This is a genomic window from Facklamia sp. HMSC062C11, from assembly GCF_001810675.1.
Taxonomy (GTDB): Bacteria; Bacillota; Bacilli; order Lactobacillales; family Aerococcaceae; genus Facklamia; species Facklamia hominis.
The window spans coordinates 17,389-37,687 of the sequence record NZ_KV802397.1 but is presented as its reverse complement, the minus strand read 5'-3'; the positions used below and the strand labels follow the sequence as shown (position 1 = coordinate 37,687).

Below are 20,299 nucleotides of genomic sequence, written 5' to 3'. Positions count from 1 at the left end.
TTATGGAAAGAGCCTTGATACGACTTAATACTATTTTATCATATACAAGACCCTTTGGCGACGCTAGATTGCGTCCAATGTATCTATAATTTTTTCAAATTGTTTTCGTTTAATCTGAATACGATTGCCATTCATAATCAGCCAATTTGCATTTTTATTTTCCTCTGCCAAGCGTCGTAGCTTGTTTTCGCCAATACGAAAATATTTTGACGCTTCTTCAATGGTTAGGGTATAACGTTCCCAAATAGGAATGTCAGTCTGCTTCATAAAATCCTCCTTTCCAAATCACTTATTTGGATTTCATAAAAGTTGTTTTACCAGCAATCGAACAGCTTTAGCAAAGCTCACGGGAGTTCCACCCCTGCATGGTTCTCATGTAGCCATACTCATTGCCTGCGACGGTTTTATCACGCTCGGACTATTGACTGTATGGGAGTATCATTATCACGATAAGAATGTCGTTGCAGGCAATCCTGCTAAAGATTGCTTCTCGGATCACTAACATGAATCGCTCGCTATCTTTATAAGATAGGTCATGGCGGTTAGTTCCGTTGGCTCTTTTCTTATCGAAACGTATTCGATTACTTTTATTCAGTTTTCAAAGAACAATGGCACGTTAGCCTATCAAAACACATTGAAAGCTCAATATGCTTTGGTGGAATAACAAACCTCCCTGTTCGGGAAGCGTGGAATGGTTTAGCACGCTTCCACGAAAGGAGAGAGGATATTACTTAATTTCAAATGACAAAATCTTTGTAATCAGTCTGGTTTCCATTCTTCCACGTAAGACTTCATCAACGACCATACTTTGATTGCCATATTCATCTTTCATAAGTCGTAGGGAACGCTTCGTTATGTACCCTCTGTAATGATGTAGAATCTGGTTAATCGCTTCGGTATCGCCATCTGTTGCCTTTACAATGAGAGGAAAGGGAATCATAGGATATTGTGTTTTCATTCTTCAAATTCCTCCATAAACTTTTTAATTAAGGCTAGTCCACTGGTTCTATGCCGATAGACAGTAGAACGGTTCAATTTCAACAGGTCTGCAATTTCTGAATCGCTCATGTCCATAAAGTAAAACAGCAGTAGAATTTCACGTTTCTTGTCTGGCAACTCACGTAATGCTTCACTCAACAAATCATTTTCAACGCCTACTGATAACCCATTGAGTGTAAAAATCTGAAAGTCAGTTGAATAGTTATCTGTTGTCGCAAACTGGCTAACAAGATAATCGCCAACATCCGAAAAGGACACCTCACGCTTTGCAATCCTTGAAAGATAAAGCATATAATTCTTTCGCTCGTCTTCCATAGCACGTTTACAGATATAGTCAAACTGATTTTCTATTGTGGTCTGAAAAGAAGATGGTTTCATGTTTCTCACCCCCTTTCTGTCTAGGAAAGGAAGTGAGCCTTGCTCGTTTATCTCCTTTCACTCTTAGTCCCAATGTGAAAGGGGGATTTGTTGCATTACTGATAAATAAACTTTGTAAAAAAGTTCTGAATAGCCAAAAAAGCATATAAACAGATTTATTTCTCTGTTTACATGCTTCTGTTATTCTATCTATATGATTTATAAAACCACATTGGTGGACGTACTTATCTATTGCAGATAGACGACTTTTTTTGACAAGAACCCAATGTAAGGAAATTTATTGTATATGATGTACTTCATGGCGACGTTGACCTCCAACAAACCGCCATTTGGAAGTAATATACAATATTTTAACAGCGTAAATAGCACTACCATATAACGGTTTTTTTATTGGCGTTTAGTAGTGCTTTTTATTAAATATAAACCTATAAACCATATAACACGTTTTTCTATACCTGTTTTTAATTCAGTAGGAACAATAAAATGTATAGAGGTGGTCTACTATGCGTAAAAAAGAAGATAAATATGATTTTAGAGCCTTTGGTTTAGCCATTAAAGAAGCTCGATTGAAACGAGGTTTAACTCGTGAACAAGTGGGAGCATTGATTGAAATTGACCCACGGTACTTAACTAATATTGAAAATAAAGGGCAACACCCCAGCATACAAGTTCTTTATGACCTTGTATCGTTACTTCATGTTTCCGTTGATGAATTTTTCTTACCTGCTAATAACTTGGTAAAAAGCACCCGACGATTACAGATAGAGAAATACATGGATAGCTTTACAGACAAAGAACTATCCTTAATGGAATCTTTAGCCAGCGGTATCAACGAAGCAAGAAACATCGAAGACTAATTAAAAGAATCCATACATAACGGAAAGAGCCGATAAAATGAGATTGTATTAATCTCATTTTATCGGCTCTGCGTCTTTGCGTCTGGCTCTGTAATCACAGTTACTTTGAACTGCTTTATTTCAATTAAATTTTCTTGTCTGCATTTCGGACAATAGAGGGGGAATTTTTTAATTCAGTATCTTCCCTTATCTTTAATCGTGTTTTATTTCCACATACAGGACACAATATCCACTTGTAGTTTATAATAACTATCTCCTCCTTTACACTTTAATTCAAATCTTTATTAGGGGTCCCGAGCGCTTAGTGGGAATTTGTATCGATAAGGGGTACAAATTCCCACTAAACCAATGTTTCAAGGCCTATTTATTTTTTATATTCAATTCTCTTAAGTGTTTAGGAATAGATAACAAGTCAAATTTATACTCTCCAAGAAAAGTGATATGCTCCCAATTAATAGGAGATACATGCTTCATATACTTAGTTACTTCGGGATCTATTTTGACGAGATAATTATAAGCTGCTTGTAAGTAGACGGCGTTCCATATACTTATTGCATTTATTAACACATTAAGCGCACTAGCACTTTGAAGTTGTCGGCGAATATCGCGCTCCATAAATTTTCCGCGTCGCCCAAAAAATAGTTCTCTAGCTAAAGCATTAATCGCTTCTGTCTTATTTAGTCCATGAGTGATCCTTCGCCGTAGCTCACTATCTGTAATATAATCTATCATAAAAATGCTCTTTTCAATGCGACCTAGTTCTCTCAGTGCAAGAGCTACTCTATTCTTACGTGCGTATGAGCCTAGCTTTCCTAATAGTAAAGAACTAGATACTTTTCCTGTTTGAATCGAATAGGCGATTCGTTTAATTTCATCATAGTTTTCTTCAATAATTTTTACATTGATTTTTCCGCTTATATCTTCTGATAAGTTAGGGTAGTAGGAAGGTGATTTGATAGAAAATAATTGTGATTTTTTTATATTTCTGATGCGAGGTTCAAAATCAAAGCCTAGTAATGCGGTCATTCCAAACACCTGATCAGAATACCCATTTGTATCAGTAAAATGTTCCTCAATATCTAGATCTGTTTCATGATAAAGTAGGCCATCAAGGGTATGAGTAGCTTCCCTTGTATTAGTTGAAGCAACCTCGATATGATGAGTCGTATGCCTATCATTTATTGATCGAATCATTGTAGCTCCTTTTTCCATACTTTTGTAATGTGGATTAACATCGGATTTTAGAGCTGAGACGCCCACTGGGACGCGCATTCCGTCTGAAGCAGTGGTTTTTCCTTCACCCCAAAAGTCTGCAACAGGAAGCTTTAACTGATAATTAACCAAAACAGATTGAGCACGAGTCAGAGCTTCTTTATAAAAGCGCCATTGTTTGGCATTGGCTAACTGAGAATAAGAAATTCCAGGAGTTGATTGGGCCATTTTTTCAAGACCAATATTCATCCCTAAACCCAGCAAAGCAGCAAAAATAATTTTTCTTTCTTGTTCACTCGGCGGTTTCCCTGTAGAATCATGACTAAATTCTTGTGAAAAGTTGGTCCAACTGTCCACCTCAATTAAAAGATCACTAAGCCTTATCTTAGGAATTATTGAATAAAGTTTTTTTCTATATATTTCTGCTTCGCTAGGTGTAACTTTTTCCAACTTTTTAAGGTTTGCTCTTGAAATTCTCTTATCAACTGTCGAATAAAATTGAAGCTGTAAATCTAAAATTATTTCCCGATCCTTTAAATAGTCCTCAAACGTGTCTGGAATAGTTTCTGAATCAATACAAGCAGATAAATCAACTAAGTAATCATCAATATTTCGATGGATCATACTTCCTTCAACTGAAATATCTCCTGATCGAATATTGTTCTTTAGCTCGGTGAAAGCTACTAACTCATAGTAAGACCGATCTATTTTCCCCTCTTCTGGCCGAACAAGGCTTTTCCATTTTTTACTCACAAAATCAGTAGAAGTATCTGCCGGTATTTTTCTTTTACCACTATTGTGTAAATCAGTTAGTTGAGTTAGGGCCATGAGGACTGGATTTGCTGCCGGAGTTGCTTTGAACGAAAGGGTCCTCAATAACATTGGCGTGTATCTTCGGAGGTAATTAGCTTTATTTCGAACCATTTCTAAATAGCCATGATTTTTATTACCTGTAATTTTTTTAGCTTCTTCTCCATCTTGTACTAAATCTTCCCAAGGCATGATTCGTTCAATTTCGTCAAAAGGATTACTATCATTATCTTTTGCAAAGTGAAGAGCATCAATTAAAGAAGCATAATGTTCCAATTTTTTAGTAGCCAATTTTCCTTTTTCTTTTAACTGTTCTTGTGAATCACGTGTCCCTTTGCGTTTAATACTTGCTAAAATGCGGTCATTAATCTCAATCAGTTGATCGATCAGATATTGATGATGATTGACTAAAAAAGCAATAAGTAAAGAGTATCTTTTTTCAAGCTCAAAACGGGAGAAGTCATATGCATCATAATTTTCCCCTAGTCTAGCTAGCTGAAGAAACCTGTTCCGATTAATATGGGAGACATTAATTGTCCCGAGTCCCATGGAAGCAATCACTTCCACTTTTTTACAAATACTCATAAAGCTTTCTGGATTTGCCTTACCTGGAATGTCTTTTAGCCAAGCGAGTTTAGTTATTTTCGTCTCTTCATAAATTTGAAACAAACTCTCTAGTTTTTCAATTTGTATATCTGTTAATGAACAGAGTAATATTGAAAATAAGTTGTTTTCTGCTTTATCTCGACAGCGGCTTATAATGTCTTCAAGTGTAGCTATAGATGGAAAAATAATTCTTTTTCGAGTTAAGAAATCAATTGTTTTTTTCATTAGATAGAGTCATCATTTTCTAAAGCTAGTTCAATTAAATATTCTATTAACTGTTTTTGTGTATTAGCACTACCGAATCGATGATAGTTGAATACTTCTAAGATCTCGTTGAAGTGATTTGCACGTGTATTTCTATGATCATATGAATTTAAATCAATTGCATCAAGATGGAGCTGTCGACTCACATAAGAAGTTAGTCTGGTTGATTTAATCGGCCAATTACTTAAAGAACACCCAGGATACCGGGCCAAACAAAGTTGTATCGCAAATCCTAGTTTATTGACCTTTCCACGGTGTTGATTAATAACCTCCAGATCATAATCAGAAAAACTAAAATACGCTTTAAAATCCTCTTCTGATAAGTGGTCTACAGAAAGAAGTTGTTCACGCTGTGAAGTAGTTAAAATTCTTTTCATAGCCATATCTTAAGCATTCCTTTTATTGAGGTAACGGTAAAAGGTTGTTTTGCTTAATTTAGAGGCATCAAGAATTTGACGAATAGAATACTCTTTGCTGTCATACATTTTTAAAGCTAAATCAATTGATAGCTTACCTTTACTTGGACGGCCCCCTTTTTTTCCTCGGACTCTGGCTGCCTTAAGACCAGAGTTAGTTCGTTCAATAATAATATCCCGTTCCAGTTCTGCTAAACTAGCCATAACTCGGAAAAAGAATCTTCCCATAGACGTTGAAGTATCTACGTTATCTTGAATAGATATAAAATTGACACTAAGTTCTTCAAATAATTCAGAAAGTTCAATCAAATGTTTAGTTGATCGTGAAATTCGATCTAACTTGTAAATGACAACAGAATCTCCTTCACGTAGTAGGTTGATCATTTCTTCTAATTGCGGTCGGTCTTTTTTCGCACCAGTTACTTTTTCTTGAAATAATTTATCAATTCCATAATGAGTAAGTGCATCAATTTGTAAACTAAGATTTTGATCATCCGTACTCACTCGAGCATAGCCAAAAATCATAAAAAAACCTCCTTAATTTTATAATTTAAATGTACCATAACTCATTAAGTATAACTATATAGGAACTATGAAAAAGGAACGGATTTTGGTACTTGATTTACTTAAAAAACATTTAGAAAAAGCAGGAAAATGAAAAGGTACCATAAACGGTCGTTTATGGTACCATTCAAATTTATCCTTATTGTACAAAATAACAGCGAAATTTTTAAATCTATTCCTTATCGATACAAATTCCCCGTAGGCGCTAGGGACCTCTTTAGCTTCTTGGAAGCTGTCAGTAGTATATCTAATAATTTATCTCCATTCCCTTTAGTAACGTGTAACTTTCCAAATTTAAAAAAGCGACTCATAGAATTATTTCCTCCCGTTAAATAATAGATAACTATTAAAAATAGACAATACTTGCTCATAAGTAACGGTACTTAAATTGTTTACTTTGGCGTGTTTCATTGCTTGATGAAACTGATTTTTAGTAAACAGTTGACGATATTCTCGATTGACCCATTTTGAAACAAAGTACGTATATAGCTTCCAATATTTATCTGGAACATCTGTGGTATGGCGGGTAAGTTTTATTAAGACACTGTTTACTTTTGGTTTAGGATGAAAGCATTCCGCTGGCAGCTTAAGCAATTGCTGAATCGAGACTTGAGTGTGCAAGAGCAACCCTAGTGTTCGGTGAATATCCAAGGTACGCTTGTAGAATCCTTCTTCAACAATCAGATAGATGTCAGACGCATGGCTTTCAAAAACCACTTTTTTAATAATTTGTGTGCTTAAATGGTAAGGAATACTCCCAACAATTTTATACCTCTGTTTGTTAGGGAATTGAAACTGTAGAATATCTTGGTGAATTAAAGTGACACGAGTATTCAGTTTTAATTTTTCTGACGATAAGTTGAATAGATGACTGTCTAATTCAATAGACGTTACCTGTTTACTTATTTTAGCCAGTTTCGTCGTTAAATGCCCTTTACCTGTTCCAATTTCGTAAACGGTATCGGTTTCTTTTAAATTCAATTGTTTTATTATTTGGTTGAGTACTTTTTCACTCGTTAAAAAGTTTTGAGAATATTTTATATTTTTGTTCATGTAATCACTCCTGAAGTGATTACATCTGTAAATAAATACAGAAGTTAAACGATTTGTTTGTAATTTTAGTTATCTGTTTAAAAAGTCATAAGATTAGTCACTGGTAGGAATTAATCTAACGTATTTATTTATCTGCGTAATCACTGTTTTTAGTCTGTTTCAAAACAGTAGATGTTTTATCTACATTACGCATTTGGAATACCAACATGACGAATCCCTCCTTCTTAATTACAAATTTTTAGCATCTAATTTAACTTCAATTCCTATTATACACAAAATTTTAAGATACTGCACTATCAACACACTCTTAAGTTTGCTTCTAAGTCTTATTTCCATAACTTTAGGGTTAACCATACGCAAGACCAATCACTCTCGGACAATACTCATGATTTTAATGATAAAATCCATGTTAAACCCATAGATAAGAAATACACCTGCAATAACCGTTACCTGTTTGTGCCAATTTAAAAATGCACCACTTTTTTATAATTAAAACGGTTGAAAACTGTACCACTAATAACTCACAATAGAGAGATGTCACCGTCAAGTTAAATGTACAAAATAACAGCGAAATTTTTAAATCTATTTCTTATCGATACAAATTCCTCGTAGGCGCTCGGGACCCCTATTAAAAAATATTTCATCTTATTTAACAAGAAACCATATTTATATAACAACATAAAATACACTAAGTTATTTTATTGAACATATATCGTACTTTATCTATCCGACTATTTGGACGACGGGGCTGGCAAACAGGTTCACCGGTAGTAACATGGTACCCTTTTAACTCTGTTAAACAAACACTACGTCCATTTGTAAAGAAAGTTAAATCACTACGATATTCTTGAATACACCGAGCAGGGATTTCTCCACTAAGAATGACCTCATTATTTTTCAATTGAGTGTCTACGATGTTCGCACAATATTTAGGAGCATCGTTGTATGCTCGTGAAAGATATTCCTGTGGCGCATAAATTTTAAAACTAAGATATGGCTCTAACAATTCTGTTCCAGCTTTTTTTAAGACTTGTTCCAATACAATAGGAGCAAGCATCCGAAAATCTGCTGGGGTACTAACAGGGCTATAGTATAAGCCATACTTAAAACAGATTTTACAGTCCGTCACATTCCAACCATACAATCCTTGTTCACAGCCATAGCGTATCCCCTCCATAACTGCATTTTGAAATGATTGATTTAAGTATCCAAGAGAAACCGAGCTCTCATACTGCATTCCACTTCCCAACGGAAGCGGTGATACAGATAAACCAATGGAAGCCCAGAAAGGATTTGGCGGCACTTCGATGTGAATGGTATATTCTGCATTTTTTAACGGTCTCTCCATATAAATGACTGTAGGCTCTTTTAGTTCTATCTCCACATGATACTTTTCTTGCAACAGTGCACTAATCACTTCCATTTGTACTTTCCCTAAGAAAGAAAGTATAATTTCATGTGTCGTAGAATCCACGTAATATCGTAGAAGCGGATCACTATCTGAGATTTCCAAAAGGGCATCAAGCAACATTTCTCTCTGTTCAGGTTTACTCGGTTCAACAGTTGTTTGTAGTAGAGGGTGCGGATTTTCAATCTTTTTTCTCTGTGGCAATAGTTTTGTATCTCCAAGAACACTATTTAACTTCAAAAACTCATTTTGCAAAATAACAATTTCTCCAGAATAAGCTCTATCAATCTTACATAATTCACCATTTATTGAAGTATACATTTCTGTAACTTTTATTTTTTCTTTTTCTGATACTCTAACCGAATCTCGTAAATGTAGTACTCCACTATAAAGGCGTATATATGCAAGACGTTGTCTTTTTTTTGTATATTCAATTTTGAAAACATTTCCGCAAAGTTCAGACGGACCTCGATGTGTTGATGAATAAAATTTATTCGTAATCACTTCTATAAGGTTATCAATCCCTATATTGTTTTTTGCACTTCCGTGATAAACAGGGAACAGGGAACAATTATGAAATCTTATGCTTTCCTCTTGTTCGAGTTCCAATGCTTCTAATGATTTACCGGACATATATTTCTCTAAAAGGTCATCGTTTCCCTCTATTACCGTATCCCATTGTTCAGATTCGGTAAAGTTCGTCACACACATATTAGGATACAGTTCTACCTTCTGTTTGATTACAATTTCGGCAGAAAGTTTCTCTTTAATATCCTGATAAACCGTTGATAAATCAATTCCATTTTGGTCAATCTTATTGATAAAAAAGATTGTGGGAATCCCCATTTTCCTAAGTGCATGAAATAATATACGAGTTTGTGCTTGTACGCCATCTTTTGCAGAAATCAGTAGAATTGCCCCATCTAAAACTGATAATGAACGATATACTTCTGCTAAGAAATCCATATGTCCTGGCGTGTCTATGATGTTCACCTTCGTATTTTCCCACTGAAAAGAGGTTATTCCTGTCTGAATTGTAATTCCTCTCTGACGTTCTAAAAGCGTATTATCCGTCCTCGTTGTACCTTTGTCCACGCTTCCTAATTCTGTAATCGCTCCACTGTTATATAATAAGCTTTCTGTTAAGGTAGTTTTTCCTGCATCAACATGAGCTAAAACTCCAATATTAATAATTTTCATGTGATTTTCCTCCATTCAAAAACCCAAAAGGGCATAAAAATCCCAGTGATAAATACTTTTATCACTGGGATTTTTATGCATAACCATAGGTATACAAAGCATACAGATATTCTCTGGATACTTTAGAATCACATGATAAAGGTATTCTTAAACTGGGTACAAAAAACTAAGCCCTCCTAAAAAAGGACATCTAATTATTTGTTCCCGCTATCAAATTGACAGTTTATTTAAGAATACCTTGCCGCATATTTATTAACTCCTTTTAAATAGTCACTTAAATAATAGCACGTAAGAGCATATTTGTAAAGGAATCTCCAATTTTTTATCAAAAAGAGTACATGATTACAAAGTATCTGTAATCATGTACCAATATTTGTTATTTTACAATCTTCCAATTACTCCCGTTCTTTTCAAGTACCAAATCAAATTGAGATACCTGCGTTGCTTTGGTCTGCTGGTCGATATACTCCACTGTCAGCGATACCGTGACTTGATTATCCTTACGATTGTGAATAGGATTTACCAGTTCTTGAAAGATGTACTCTTTTCCGATTGGTTTTAATATCCCGTCATTCACATAGTAGGAAAGTTCACTGGCTGTCGCTGTAGGATAGAGCTTGAAGAACGTCGTTAAAAACTCATTGATTTCATTGGTTGTAATGGAATCAACCGTCCCCTCACTTTCAATGGCTTTTGGTTTATAACTTGATTTCTTAGGTATGTTGGTAATGGTCGGATTCTTAACCAGTACCATATTTCCAGAACCATCTACATAGACACTCACTATATAAGCAGAGTGGACGGTCTTTGTATTTTCTCCCTCTGTAATGAGCTGGTCTACACTGTAGGTTACATTAAACTCATTGTCGCCAGTTGGCTCTACCGTCCATATCTGAAATCCTCTTACAGAAGACGATACAGGAATATCTTTGCGTACTGTATCAACATTGAGAGCTTGAAGTTCATCTGTCAGATAGCCTTTTAGACTTTCCATTCGATTATCAATGGACTTATCGGATTGCTCCCATGAATAGTAGACTTTCGCAAAGTTCTCTACAAAATTTTCTACATGATGAGTATCAACGTATTCCTTTTCTATGATAGTTGTTTCGTGAATAGTATGAGTATCTATAGCTGTAAAGTGCTTGAATATCGCAAAGCTGAAACTAAGCCCTAAAAGTACCCACAAGGCAATCACAACCTTTTTATGAGGATTGACCTTATAGACACGAGGTTTCTTTTCCTTTGGTATCTGTTTTTCTTTATTCTGATTTTTTCTAAATTTCATCATTAAATCTTCCTTTCTCATTGTTTGATTCGTCCTGCTCCCACTAAATGCTGTTGCCAGTAGGGGCTTGTTAAGTCGGCATAACCGATTGGGTCGCCTGCATGAAACATACGGTTATTGCCAAGGTATATCCCAACATGAGTAATATAAGAGCCAGCGTTATAGGTAGAATGAAAGAAAACCAAATCGCCAGCTTGTGCTTCCGATAGTGGGATATGCTGGGTCACATCATATTGCTGTTGTGCGGTTCGTGGTAAGTTAATTCCAGCTTTTCCATACGTCCATTGTGTCAGTCCGCTACAATCAAAAGAAGTAGTCGGGGAAGCTCCACCGTAAACGTATCGCCAGCCCTCATATTTCAGTGCTTCGTCCATGATGGCTTGTACCGTATCATCATCAAACTCTGTTGTGACAAGATACTGCGTTACCAGTTGCACATAAAACATATTGCCATAGTTGTATCGCCAGCCCCCATTGATAGGTATGGCTATGGGATTGGGGTAAGACACTTTTTCGCCACCTGAATACTCTTTTGAGAAACTTTGAGCCAGTTCAAAGGTATATTTATTTCCACGATTAGCCACATACCCTAAGAAACCACCACCATAATTGTAGGACTGGATAACCGATTCTAAATCTACACTGAGCCTTTCGCTACTGGCTAATAATTCACTGAAATACTTCACACCTTGCTTAATGGATTCTTCTGTACTCAATGAATTAGGTGGAAGACCGAGGGATTCCGAGGACTGCATAACATCTTCCGCAGTACCGCCCGATTCCACCTGTATAATCGCAAGAAGTATGTTGACATATTCTTCAACGCCATATTCTTTGGCATATTTTTCTACCATAGGCTTATGAGCCAGCACTTCTGCGGAAACATTCACACCTCCATAATGAATATTGGAAATTCCGCTGTCCTGTTCATCTGAAAATAAAATGGCAACAAACAGAAGCAGTGAGAAGACCATCAAGAATAATCCAGAACCACCAATCACTAAAGTTTTCAACTTCATGGTTTCTTACCGACTTTCTTAATGGTGGCGGTTTTGATTGGTGGTCTACTTCTTGTATTTTGTAGTGGTACTCTTTGAACAGTAGACGGACGTTCTTTTGTGATTGGACGTTGTGAAGTTCTATCTGCTGTAGTGGTTGAAGTTGCTGGCTTTTGAACGGTTTTTTCTTGAACGGTATTGCCTTGGCGTTCCACTTTTGGACTTGAAAAATCGGACTTAACTGCTGGACGCTCTTGTTTGGCTTGTTGAGATTCCTTATATGAAGTCTGAATATTAGACTGTTTTGAGGTCTGTTCATCATGATATTGTTCTTGTCTTGTAGTCGGTCTTTCATGAACAGAAGAAGCAGGCTGTTTTTTCTGTTTGACCTGTTCCATTTCAGAGCGACGCTTCGCAATGGTTTTTCGCCTTTGTTCCTGCTGTTCCTTGCGTCCACTGGCTCTGTCCGCTTTGGTTTGAGAAATACTACTGGTTAAATCACGGACATTCTCTTTTACTTTGGATTTTCCTTGATATACTGCATATCTTGCATTGGTCGGCAAATCTTTAACCTGTTCTTTCAAACCACTAGCAGTGTCTACCATTCTGTCTTTGGTATCAGCTACTGTACCGATGGTTTGACCGATACGTTTTCCAAGTGTTGATTTTTCCTTTCCGTCTGGTCGGGAGTGATCTGCTTGTGTCCTTGCAGAACTCCCCGAACCCGACTGTCCTTTTTTACCTGTAACAATGGCAGACCCAGCCCCTAGAGTAGTCATGGAACGTCCAAGTTTCCGCTGTAGACGGTGCATGTGAGCGTGCATAAGCATACGAGGTTTTCTCATCACACGACTTCCCACACTTTGAGAATCGTTACTCTGTAGAGAAAACATACTCATTAAATCGCCCAGCTTGAAGTAGATTCCTGCAAAGGTCACAATCTGTAGAAAAGCAATCAAAAAGAACGGATAACCAGCCGATAAGGTATAGAGCATGGTTGAAATACTAAATGCTGTCGTAATAATCAATGTGATTCCAGCTCGTGTCAAAATGGTATTAAAGAGCTTTGTTATGGCTCGTTTTGACATACCATCAAATGATGGAATCATGCTTAAAATAAAGCTCACAGGCAGAAACATAGCATAGATGATAAAAAGTACCTGCGAGAAAATCATGATTCCTGTTAATAGGAATACAAATATGGAAATCCCAATATTGAAGACAAATAGGAAGAAGACTGTACCTAAACGGTTAATGGTCTTTGTAATGGTTAGATTGGTATTGCTTCTGTCTTCAATTTCTTCCGCAACAATTTTTTCTCTGTCTTCGCCATTGTTGGAATCTGGGCTGGTGGAGAGCAGGCTTTCCACACGGTCAATACCGATACTTTCAATGTCTGAACTGTTGTATTGAAGCAGTAGCCACGGTTGCTGAACCTGTATGGAAAACAGGCTATCTCTGATTAAGTCCACGCTGTCCTTGCCTTGACTATCGGAATGGGGCATGACAATCTTCGTGCCAAGTGATAAACTGGCATTACTGATGTCTGATGAAAAGTCATTGATTTTTTTAATGTAGTCGGGAGCGTAGGCAATAAAGGAAGCCGATAGGATAAACACCAGCACAAAATTCATAATGGCATGAATTGCCTTTGTGGTTTCTCTCTTTATCAGTCCCGTATAGGCAACATAAACCCCAAGAACCAAAATCAAGAGTAAGAGGAATCCAACATAGAAACCCTCTGTTGAAAATCCGTTTGCACTCACACCAGCTAAGGTCTGCATATTCTTACCAATGGAATCTGCTGTAGCGGAAATGAAGTCTAAGGAATAGGCTTCCTGTACTAAGTAACCTGTCGCATTGGAAACATACAAACTGATTGTCCAAATAAAATTGGTAATGGCATATAGTCCATACATGACCTGTTTTCCAATCCCGTCCGACCAGTTCCACGGAAGCCAGCCCCAGCTATTATCCACATAAAAATCCAGTTGATAGTTTTCAAGTGGGTATCGGCTGTATTCATTTGCCACATTGACCGTATCATCTACCAAGCCCGCAGCTTGAACCACCGTTCCCAGCATGGCTAAAAGAAAAATGGCAATCACAAGTGTGAAAGCCACTGTCATTGCCACTTTACCTAGACGTTTCAGCGTCCAGTTTGATTTTATTCTGTTTACTATTGATGGTTTCACATTTACACCTCTTTTCGCACAGGTGGTCTGGTATCAAAGGCATGGAGCAGTTCTTCAAATACAGGGTGGAACTGTATCACACCGACACGACCATATAAATCACTGATAAGGCATTGCCCGTTTTCCAAATCACGCAATCGCTTCTGATTGTTTTCGTCCTCTGGGTCTACACCAAAAAAGGCTAAGGTCTTTTTAATCTCGTTAAGGTCAGTGGAACGAAATGCAAATTTTAAGCCGAGGTTATTTTTCAGTTTTTCATCTAAGAGGTCGTCTGTATTTTGGGTCACGAAATATACCCCAGCGTTCATAGCACGACCAGCCCGAACCAGCTTCATAGATAGTGTTTTTCCTTGTGCTACCTGTAAAAAGCTCCATGCTTCGTCTAAATCTACAATCTTGAAAATGCTTCGGTCTGTATGGATAAAGTCTAAAGCAAAGGTACTAATGACAATCAGCATAGCAACGGATAAAAGCTCCATAGTGGTATATTCCTCAAAGGAAGTTTCCTTGTCGGGAAGTACCAAGTCCGCAACCTGTATAATGTTCAGTTGTTTTTCTAAGCTGATAGACTGCTCCACATAACCATTACTGAATAATAAATGTGCAAAGTCATAGTCTGTAAAACTTTCGATATGGTCGGCTATACTGGTACTTAGTGGCGTATTCTCAACCCGTAATTCCTCAATCACTTTCATCAACCCTCGTACTTCACTATTGGTTACTGCACGAATGGCTTTTCTAAGGATTGGGAAGCGTTCCCCATCACGAGAGGAAATCCCCGTAAGGAATGTCAGAATATCAATAGCCAGTGATTCAGAATCTTTGGGATTTTTCATAATCACATAAGGGTCAAGTAAGCCTTTGTTTTTCTCATCAGAAGTCAGAGTGACGATATTGATTTCATGGGAAATCTCTGGCAAGGTTTCTTTCCATCTGCCACGTTCTGCTTTTGGGTCTACAATCACTGCTTGTGCCCCATAAAGCACCGCATAATAGACGATAAGGTTATTCGCAAAGGATTTACCACCACCCAGCGAACCAACAAAATCCGACGCTAACGCATTGGTTACTGAACCCTTAACCCCTTGACTGGCAAGAGCAGGTTTCAGATAGACATTGCGTCCAGTATCTAAGCTGTAGCCAACATAAATCCCCTCATTTTCCCCCAGCATTTGAGTAGCACCAAAACCTAAACCAGCGAGGAAATCAGAGGTCACGTATTGAATATAATCATTCATATAACGCTTGCTGGCAGGTAAAAATTCTTCATGTAAGCCGAGCATATCCCCAAATGGTCGTACCAGTTTTACGCTTAAATCGTCATAAAAATCTTTCACTTCATTACAACGACGTTTGAGTTCGTCAAGATCATTTGCTGATACCCTTACCACATAAGACAGCTTGTACATAGATTCCTTGCTTTGGTCTAAATTGGTTTCCAGCTCATTCACACTTTCCAGAGCTTCCGCCACATTGGAGCTGGTTTCATTATCACTTTGCCAAGCGTGGTTATCCAAGTCTTTCAGTTCTTTCTTTTTATTGCGGACAGTAGATAGGGCTTTACGATTCGCTACAATTTCCACATTCATTGACGTATCAATCGGGAATGTAAATTGCTGTTGCTGGTAGTAGAAGATTTCAGAGGACGGGAAGTCCAGTTCTCCGACAATGCTGTTAATGGTAAAGTAAGCTACATAGACGGTTTCATCTTCCTGCTGGATTTTCAAATATCGCTGTTTTTCTTCCACCAAACAGCGAGTAGGCTTAATCAAGTCATAGTATTTAATCAGCGTTTCATTATCCAGCTTTTTCTTTGATAGATGGTACTCATACTCTTCATAGGCAGTGCCTGTCTGTCCGTAAAGGTGTTCAATCAGATAGCCGAAGTCGTCCTTATCTAACCTGCGGATTTTGAAACGACGAGAGATTTTATTTTCTAAGAGCTTTTCCATCTTCTGAAAACGCAGGATTTCATCATTACTCATACTAACAAAATCGCCCATCAGCTTATGGTTCACATCATAGACAAAATCAGACAAAGCATTTTTTGCTTCAACGGTAAGACTTTTCATAGAAAACTCCTGATCGTTGAGAAGCAACTTAAAGCCGATAAAGAAACGGTAGTTCACTTGATTTTCGCCAATCATGGATATTAAAGCGTCTGTCTGTTGGTCGATTTTGTCATAGGCAACCGCTTTGAGCTTGCCAGTGACTTCATTTTTGGAACGCTCTTGTGCAGAACGTATGCTGGATTCTGTACTGATTTGTAAAGCATGAATTTTGCCATCACGATTTTGTGCGATAAGCTGTCTGAAAGAATCATGCACTTGTATTTTCTGTTCTGGACTTAGAAATGAGTAATTGTAAGGAACAAGCTCATAGTAAGCATAACATTCCCCGTCTTTATTCCAGACGAGATTGTTTTCAATGTATTTAATTGGATATGCCATAAAATTCACTCCTAACTGCTGTAATGGCTTCTTGTGGCTGGTTTCTGCCAAGCGTTACTTTTTTTCCTGCATAGGTCAGCTTTGGTCGCAGTGCATAAGCAATGACAGACTTCAAAAATCCATAAGGCTTTTTACCATCAAAAGTTTTTGTAGACATAAACCATGTGAAAGCCACAGGAATCCCAAAGTATTTGAGAAATGCTCCCTCTATCATGGAAAGAGGGGGCAAGTTGCCAAGTATCATCACTGCAAAGAGTGACACGACAAACCATGTCATTTGCGTAAAGGTTATGGGAAACGGAAGTCTAAAATCATTGATAGAATACAGTACCTTTTCCACAGACCAGATACTGGTATAGCTTCGTATTTTCTTCATGTAATCAATCCTTTCATAAAAAATAGGGGTAGCTGATTGAGCCACCCCGTAAAATAGAAAATCTGCCAGTAGTAATGTACCGACAGATTTAATAGACGATTTCAAAAATCCCATGATTGGTTGAGATAAACGTTCCTGAAAGGTCTAAATCCCGACCATAGGCTTGATAATCAATATAGTTTTGAAGACTAGCTGGTACTTCGCCTAAAGCACCCGTTTCTTCAATGTAGTAGCGTGCCACGTCATACATATCATCACAATCGGAATGAATGATAATATCCTCTTGATGTTCGCTTAGTTCTTCAATGCTTGAAAAATGAGTGAGCAGAGCAGATAGCTCCGATTGTAATTCTTCGGGTAATTCCGATACCATTTCCCATAGTCGATTGAGTTCGCCAATGGAAGTGTATTCGTCAACCGTAAAGGGTAACTCGTAGTCATGAATGGCGTATTCCTCATATTCATCATTCAAGCCGATTTTCTCTTTGACTTCCTCAAAGTCAATGGGAAAGGTAAACCACGCACCGACCAATTCGCCCTCATTGTATTTGCCTAAATTCGCAATATAGACTTGCATATCGTCCATATATTCACGTCCTTTCTTTGTAGAGATTCAAAAATCCCTACCGCACTTCGTTTGGTGTACCATTCCTTTGCGGAACATAAGAAAACCACTTATATTCCACAAAAGAACTGTTTTATTTAAGCACCAATAATGCGATTGAATAGCTCTAGTAAAATGTCTTTTACTCCAGCAGCGTTGAAGACTAAGCCAACCGCAATAATCGCAATAATTAAAAAGCCAATCAGTTTGCTAAACTCACGCTTGAAGCCAAGATACAAGCCAATCACAACGATTGCTAAAAGCACCAGTGATTGAGCGTTTGATAGAAACCAGTTATAAAGGTTTTGTCCAAAATTCATAAAAATGTTCTCCTCTCTATATTCAATGAATTTGTATTTGAGTTATTTTTTTGTTGTTATCACGTCCTGTTCTTTTACTGACTGTTGCTTCAAAATCTGCTTGTGTCGGTCTGTCAGTTTCGCATGGTCGAGAATGTCTTTTACAACCTGCGTCTGGTTGATTTCATCAAGTTTAATCGCAACCTTTAAGGTCGGGGCAACTTGATGAGATAGCCAGTTCAGCGTCCTTTGGAAGGAGTAAGGCTCTGGTTTTGTGGTTAGTTTTAATCGTTCACGATTGTTCCCAATAAACCAAGCCCATTCTTCATTCAGTTTCCAATCAGAACGAGGTTTGGAATCGTCTTTATCTACAAAACGGATATACCGATTGATAATTTTAAAGGCGGTATGCTCTGGATTGTCATAGACGAGTAAATCACGGACTGCATAATAGGCACGCTCATTTTTCAATCGAATCTCAAAACGGTTTTTTACTTCTGCGTCTTCAATGGGAATATCATTTTTCTTGTACTGCTCGTAGTCCTTTTCATAGATACAGAAATAAACTTCACTTTGTAATGAACCGATATAGAGGGTGTTTCCCATACATTCCTTTTCCTCTTTGCGTACCAGTTCGCCACTGCGATAGCTTTTAAAACTGCGGAAGACGGAGATACATTCTTCCTGTTGGCACTTTTCAGTGAGTACAGGGATATTTAAAATCCCTGTCTTATCGTTAATGGCAAGGTCAAGGCGTTTCATCACACCGCCAGCCACCAAAACGTCCATAAAGAACTCATACCAGCTTCTTTGTTGTGCCAGAAGATAGCTTTCAAATTGTCTGCACCCACGACCTTTCAATTCCACCAGAACTCCTTTGTCCAGTTCATGGGAGCAAAGGACGAATATGTCGCCTAAAGCATAATGCTCTGAATAAGAATAGAAACCATAGTCCTCATGAAGAAAATAGGACAGTTTCAGTTGTAAGATGTTTTCGACCACCTGCTGTACGTCTGTTGTCGGAAAGCGAATTCTTACATAATCAAACAGCATTTCAAGGGGAGCGTCGGGATTGAAGCGTTCCAGAGCTTCCCAAAGGGACTGCTGTAAATCCTCTGATGGCTTGACTTTTCCTGTTTCAATATCGCTTAGATACTGCCTTGTAATACCAGTCGCAACAGCTAAACGGTTTTGAGATAGTCCATAAGCCAAGCGTTTTTCTTTTAAATGCTGTAACCAAGTTTGTTCATTCAGTAAAAATCCCTCCAATCAAAAAGGCGTATGTCAACTTTTAAAGCCCATTTGACATACGCTGAAATTTTGTAAATCCCTTGTAACCAAAGGATTTTCTAATGTTTTTTTGACTGTTTCCTGTCGATTTGTACCCCCCTGTTAGATACGGGGGGTTAAGTGCTGGCGTGGCTATTGCCACACCAGCCAGCAAGATCAGTCCACACCTGCGACTTACGCTTCGCACGTCGCCTGCGTGGACTGTCTGCTGTTGGATAACTTTTTAATTTCCTCCAAGAAATCATATCCTTTTGGTACAAGGGGAGTATAAAACTCTGATATGACACTTGTTCCTACATCAACATAGCCACGACCTTTGATTCGCTTTAAGAAGAAATCCTTTTGTACGTCACTGCCAAACATCATGCCATAGCCCATTTCAGACATACGACCTAAAGCCACTCTGAAATTAAACTGATCACGGATTCCGTCGCCTAAATATTTTGCGTCTGGACGTTGACAAGCCAGTATTAGAAAGAAGCCAGCTTGACGACCTAACATGACAATCTGTTTCAGCTTATTCATAACTGCGGTGTTTTCTTTTGTTCCCAGCATTTCCATGAAAGCGACGTATTCATCAAAGATTAAGAAGTGTGCCGGGAGACCTAAGTAAGCATAATTTTTGCCAGTCTTATAGTTCTTCATCTGCTTCATTTCCTCACTACGTTTCATCATTTCTTCATAGAATGTTTCAATGCAAGAAAGCAAGTCTTCTTTTCTATAGTAGACATTTGCCATCACAGAACCTAAGTCCGCAAGATCAGCATTTTTCGGGTCAAGAATATACAGTTTTGAATCTGTATGAAGCAAGGCTTCAATCAGTGTCAGTATAAAGTAAGTTTTACCGCCACCTGTACCACCAGCAATCAACATATGAGGGAGCTTATCATATTCCCACCATACGTTTTTCATTAAGCGAAGTTTACCATCTTTAGCTTCTACTTCATCAATAGAAATACGACTGGCTATGGTGTCATAGAGCAAAGTATATTCCACATAGGAATCCTTTAACTCTTTATCCGTCAGCTCACA

The 20,299-nt window shown here is 37.7% G+C and carries 19 protein-coding genes and 4 pseudogenes; 2 read left to right on the top strand and 21 right to left on the bottom strand.

Going from position 1 to position 20,299, the window contains the following annotated elements:
• Nucleotides 1–63 precede the first annotated feature (63 nt).
• A complete protein-coding gene (locus tag HMPREF2758_RS04145; protein WP_000814511.1) occupies nt 64–267 on the bottom strand; it encodes an excisionase in 204 nt (67 codons plus the stop codon).
• Between HMPREF2758_RS04145 and HMPREF2758_RS09015 the strand changes: the two genes are divergently transcribed.
• On the top strand, nt 251–502 hold the full coding sequence (locus tag HMPREF2758_RS09015; RefSeq protein WP_001845478.1) for a hypothetical protein: 252 nt from the start codon (nt 251–253) through the stop codon (nt 500–502). The two genes, HMPREF2758_RS04145 and HMPREF2758_RS09015, sit on opposite strands and share 17 nt — an antisense overlap.
• A gap of 225 nt (nt 503–727) precedes the next feature.
• Here HMPREF2758_RS09015 and HMPREF2758_RS04140 read toward each other — a convergent pair whose 3' ends face one another.
• Together HMPREF2758_RS04140 and HMPREF2758_RS04135 are read right to left on the bottom strand one after the other, a co-directional pair.
• Complete coding sequence (locus HMPREF2758_RS04140) at nt 728–958, bottom strand: helix-turn-helix domain-containing protein (RefSeq protein ID WP_000857133.1); 231 nt, start codon at nt 956–958, stop codon at nt 728–730.
• Nucleotides 955–1,377, bottom strand: coding sequence for a sigma-70 family RNA polymerase sigma factor (locus HMPREF2758_RS04135; RefSeq protein ID WP_000804885.1), 423 nt, complete (start codon nt 1,375–1,377; stop codon nt 955–957). The genes HMPREF2758_RS04140 and HMPREF2758_RS04135 overlap by 4 nt, the downstream gene beginning before the upstream one ends.
• A gap of 503 nt (nt 1,378–1,880) precedes the next feature.
• Between HMPREF2758_RS04135 and HMPREF2758_RS04130 the strand changes: the two genes are divergently transcribed.
• Nucleotides 1,881–2,234 carry a helix-turn-helix transcriptional regulator gene (locus HMPREF2758_RS04130; RefSeq protein ID WP_001227347.1) on the top strand — a complete coding sequence of 118 codons (354 nt, stop codon included), beginning with the start codon at nt 1,881–1,883 and terminating at the stop codon, nt 2,232–2,234.
• Nucleotides 2,235–2,293: 59 nt separating this feature from the next.
• Here HMPREF2758_RS04130 and HMPREF2758_RS08670 read toward each other — a convergent pair.
• The 18 genes and pseudogenes from HMPREF2758_RS08670 to HMPREF2758_RS04060 all read right to left on the bottom strand — a co-directional run.
• Nucleotides 2,294–2,460: pseudogene (locus HMPREF2758_RS08670) on the bottom strand (cysteine-rich KTR domain-containing protein).
• Between the two features lie 134 nt (nt 2,461–2,594).
• Nucleotides 2,595–5,509 (bottom strand): annotated as a pseudogene (locus HMPREF2758_RS04125) (Tn3 family transposase).
• 3 nt (nt 5,510–5,512) lie between these two features.
• Nucleotides 5,513–6,067 carry a recombinase family protein gene (locus HMPREF2758_RS04120; RefSeq protein ID WP_000576156.1) on the bottom strand — a complete coding sequence of 185 codons (555 nt, stop codon included), beginning with the start codon at nt 6,065–6,067 and terminating at the stop codon, nt 5,513–5,515.
• Nucleotides 6,068–6,421: 354 nt separating this feature from the next.
• Complete coding sequence (gene erm(B) / locus HMPREF2758_RS04115; protein WP_002292226.1) at nt 6,422–7,159, bottom strand: 23S rRNA (adenine(2058)-N(6))-methyltransferase Erm(B); 738 nt, start codon at nt 7,157–7,159, stop codon at nt 6,422–6,424.
• A gap of 124 nt (nt 7,160–7,283) precedes the next feature.
• Nucleotides 7,284–7,367 (bottom strand): 23S rRNA methyltransferase attenuation leader peptide, encoded by an 84-nt coding sequence (locus HMPREF2758_RS04110; RefSeq protein WP_001814874.1) that lies wholly within the window; start codon nt 7,365–7,367, stop codon nt 7,284–7,286.
• 48 nt (nt 7,368–7,415) lie between these two features.
• A pseudogene (locus tag HMPREF2758_RS09095) lies at nt 7,416–7,501 on the bottom strand (peptide-binding protein); the annotation flags it as partial.
• Between the two features lie 346 nt (nt 7,502–7,847).
• On the bottom strand, nt 7,848–9,767 hold the full coding sequence (gene tet(M), locus HMPREF2758_RS04105) for a tetracycline resistance ribosomal protection protein Tet(M) (RefSeq protein WP_000691727.1): 1,920 nt from the start codon (nt 9,765–9,767) through the stop codon (nt 7,848–7,850).
• 15 nt (nt 9,768–9,782) lie between these two features.
• Nucleotides 9,783–9,830: pseudogene (locus tag HMPREF2758_RS09115) on the bottom strand (hypothetical protein); the annotation flags it as partial.
• 313 nt (nt 9,831–10,143) lie between these two features.
• On the bottom strand, nt 10,144–11,076 hold the full coding sequence (locus tag HMPREF2758_RS04100; RefSeq protein ID WP_001224319.1) for a conjugal transfer protein: 933 nt from the start codon (nt 11,074–11,076) through the stop codon (nt 10,144–10,146).
• On the bottom strand, nt 11,073–12,074 hold the full coding sequence (locus tag HMPREF2758_RS04095) for a bifunctional lytic transglycosylase/C40 family peptidase (protein WP_000769868.1): 1,002 nt from the start codon (nt 12,072–12,074) through the stop codon (nt 11,073–11,075). Before HMPREF2758_RS04095 ends, HMPREF2758_RS04100 begins: the two co-directional genes overlap by 4 nt.
• Nucleotides 12,071–14,248: a CD3337/EF1877 family mobilome membrane protein gene (locus tag HMPREF2758_RS04090; protein ID WP_000804748.1), complete on the bottom strand. Its 2,178-nt coding sequence runs from the start codon at nt 14,246–14,248 to the stop codon at nt 12,071–12,073. Before HMPREF2758_RS04090 ends, HMPREF2758_RS04095 begins: the two co-directional genes overlap by 4 nt.
• A 2-nt stretch (nt 14,249–14,250) precedes the next feature.
• The gene (locus tag HMPREF2758_RS04085) at nt 14,251–16,698 is read right to left on the bottom strand and encodes a conjugal transfer ATPase TcpF (protein ID WP_070609282.1); all 2,448 of its coding nucleotides are present in this window, start codon (nt 16,696–16,698) and stop codon (nt 14,251–14,253) included.
• On the bottom strand, nt 16,682–17,074 hold the full coding sequence (locus tag HMPREF2758_RS04080; RefSeq protein ID WP_000723888.1) for a conjugal transfer protein: 393 nt from the start codon (nt 17,072–17,074) through the stop codon (nt 16,682–16,684). Before HMPREF2758_RS04080 ends, HMPREF2758_RS04085 begins: the two co-directional genes overlap by 17 nt.
• Nucleotides 17,075–17,162: 88 nt before the next feature.
• Nucleotides 17,163–17,660 (bottom strand): antirestriction protein ArdA, encoded by a 498-nt coding sequence (locus HMPREF2758_RS04075; protein WP_000342539.1) that lies wholly within the window; start codon nt 17,658–17,660, stop codon nt 17,163–17,165.
• Between the two features lie 116 nt (nt 17,661–17,776).
• The gene (locus tag HMPREF2758_RS04070) at nt 17,777–17,998 is read right to left on the bottom strand and encodes a hypothetical protein (RefSeq protein WP_001009056.1); all 222 of its coding nucleotides are present in this window, start codon (nt 17,996–17,998) and stop codon (nt 17,777–17,779) included.
• Between the two features lie 42 nt (nt 17,999–18,040).
• On the bottom strand, nt 18,041–19,246 hold the full coding sequence (gene mobT, locus HMPREF2758_RS04065) for a MobT family relaxase (RefSeq protein WP_000398284.1): 1,206 nt from the start codon (nt 19,244–19,246) through the stop codon (nt 18,041–18,043).
• Nucleotides 19,247–19,268: 22 nt separating this feature from the next.
• Nucleotides 19,269–19,421, bottom strand: coding sequence for a hypothetical protein (locus HMPREF2758_RS08655; RefSeq protein WP_000879507.1), 153 nt, complete (start codon nt 19,419–19,421; stop codon nt 19,269–19,271).
• Between the two features lie 20 nt (nt 19,422–19,441).
• The coding region (locus HMPREF2758_RS04060; protein ID WP_083304843.1) for an FtsK/SpoIIIE domain-containing protein at nt 19,442–20,299 on the bottom strand (858 nt) is incomplete at its 5' end.

Coding starts and splice junctions, on each gene's coding strand:
- HMPREF2758_RS04110 (WP_001814874.1), bottom strand. CDS start 7,367: ATGTTGGTATTCCAAATGCGTAATGTAGATAAAACATCTACTGTTTTG.
- HMPREF2758_RS04085 (WP_070609282.1), bottom strand. CDS start 16,698: ATGGCATATCCAATTAAATACATTGAAAACAATCTCGTCTGGAATAAA.
- HMPREF2758_RS04075 (WP_000342539.1), bottom strand. CDS start 17,660: ATGGACGATATGCAAGTCTATATTGCGAATTTAGGCAAATACAATGAG.
- HMPREF2758_RS04080 (WP_000723888.1), bottom strand. CDS start 17,074: ATGAAGAAAATACGAAGCTATACCAGTATCTGGTCTGTGGAAAAGGTA.
- HMPREF2758_RS04145 (WP_000814511.1), bottom strand. CDS start 267: ATGAAGCAGACTGACATTCCTATTTGGGAACGTTATACCCTAACCATT.
- HMPREF2758_RS04100 (WP_001224319.1), bottom strand. CDS start 11,076: ATGAGAAAGGAAGATTTAATGATGAAATTTAGAAAAAATCAGAATAAA.
- HMPREF2758_RS09015 (WP_001845478.1), top strand. CDS start 251: ATGTCAGTCTGCTTCATAAAATCCTCCTTTCCAAATCACTTATTTGGA.
- HMPREF2758_RS04140 (WP_000857133.1), bottom strand. CDS start 958: ATGAAAACACAATATCCTATGATTCCCTTTCCTCTCATTGTAAAGGCA.
- HMPREF2758_RS04120 (WP_000576156.1), bottom strand. CDS start 6,067: ATGATTTTTGGCTATGCTCGAGTGAGTACGGATGATCAAAATCTTAGT.
- HMPREF2758_RS04070 (WP_001009056.1), bottom strand. CDS start 17,998: ATGAATTTTGGACAAAACCTTTATAACTGGTTTCTATCAAACGCTCAA.
- HMPREF2758_RS04095 (WP_000769868.1), bottom strand. CDS start 12,074: ATGAAGTTGAAAACTTTAGTGATTGGTGGTTCTGGATTATTCTTGATG.
- HMPREF2758_RS04130 (WP_001227347.1), top strand. CDS start 1,881: ATGCGTAAAAAAGAAGATAAATATGATTTTAGAGCCTTTGGTTTAGCC.
- HMPREF2758_RS04135 (WP_000804885.1), bottom strand. CDS start 1,377: ATGAAACCATCTTCTTTTCAGACCACAATAGAAAATCAGTTTGACTAT.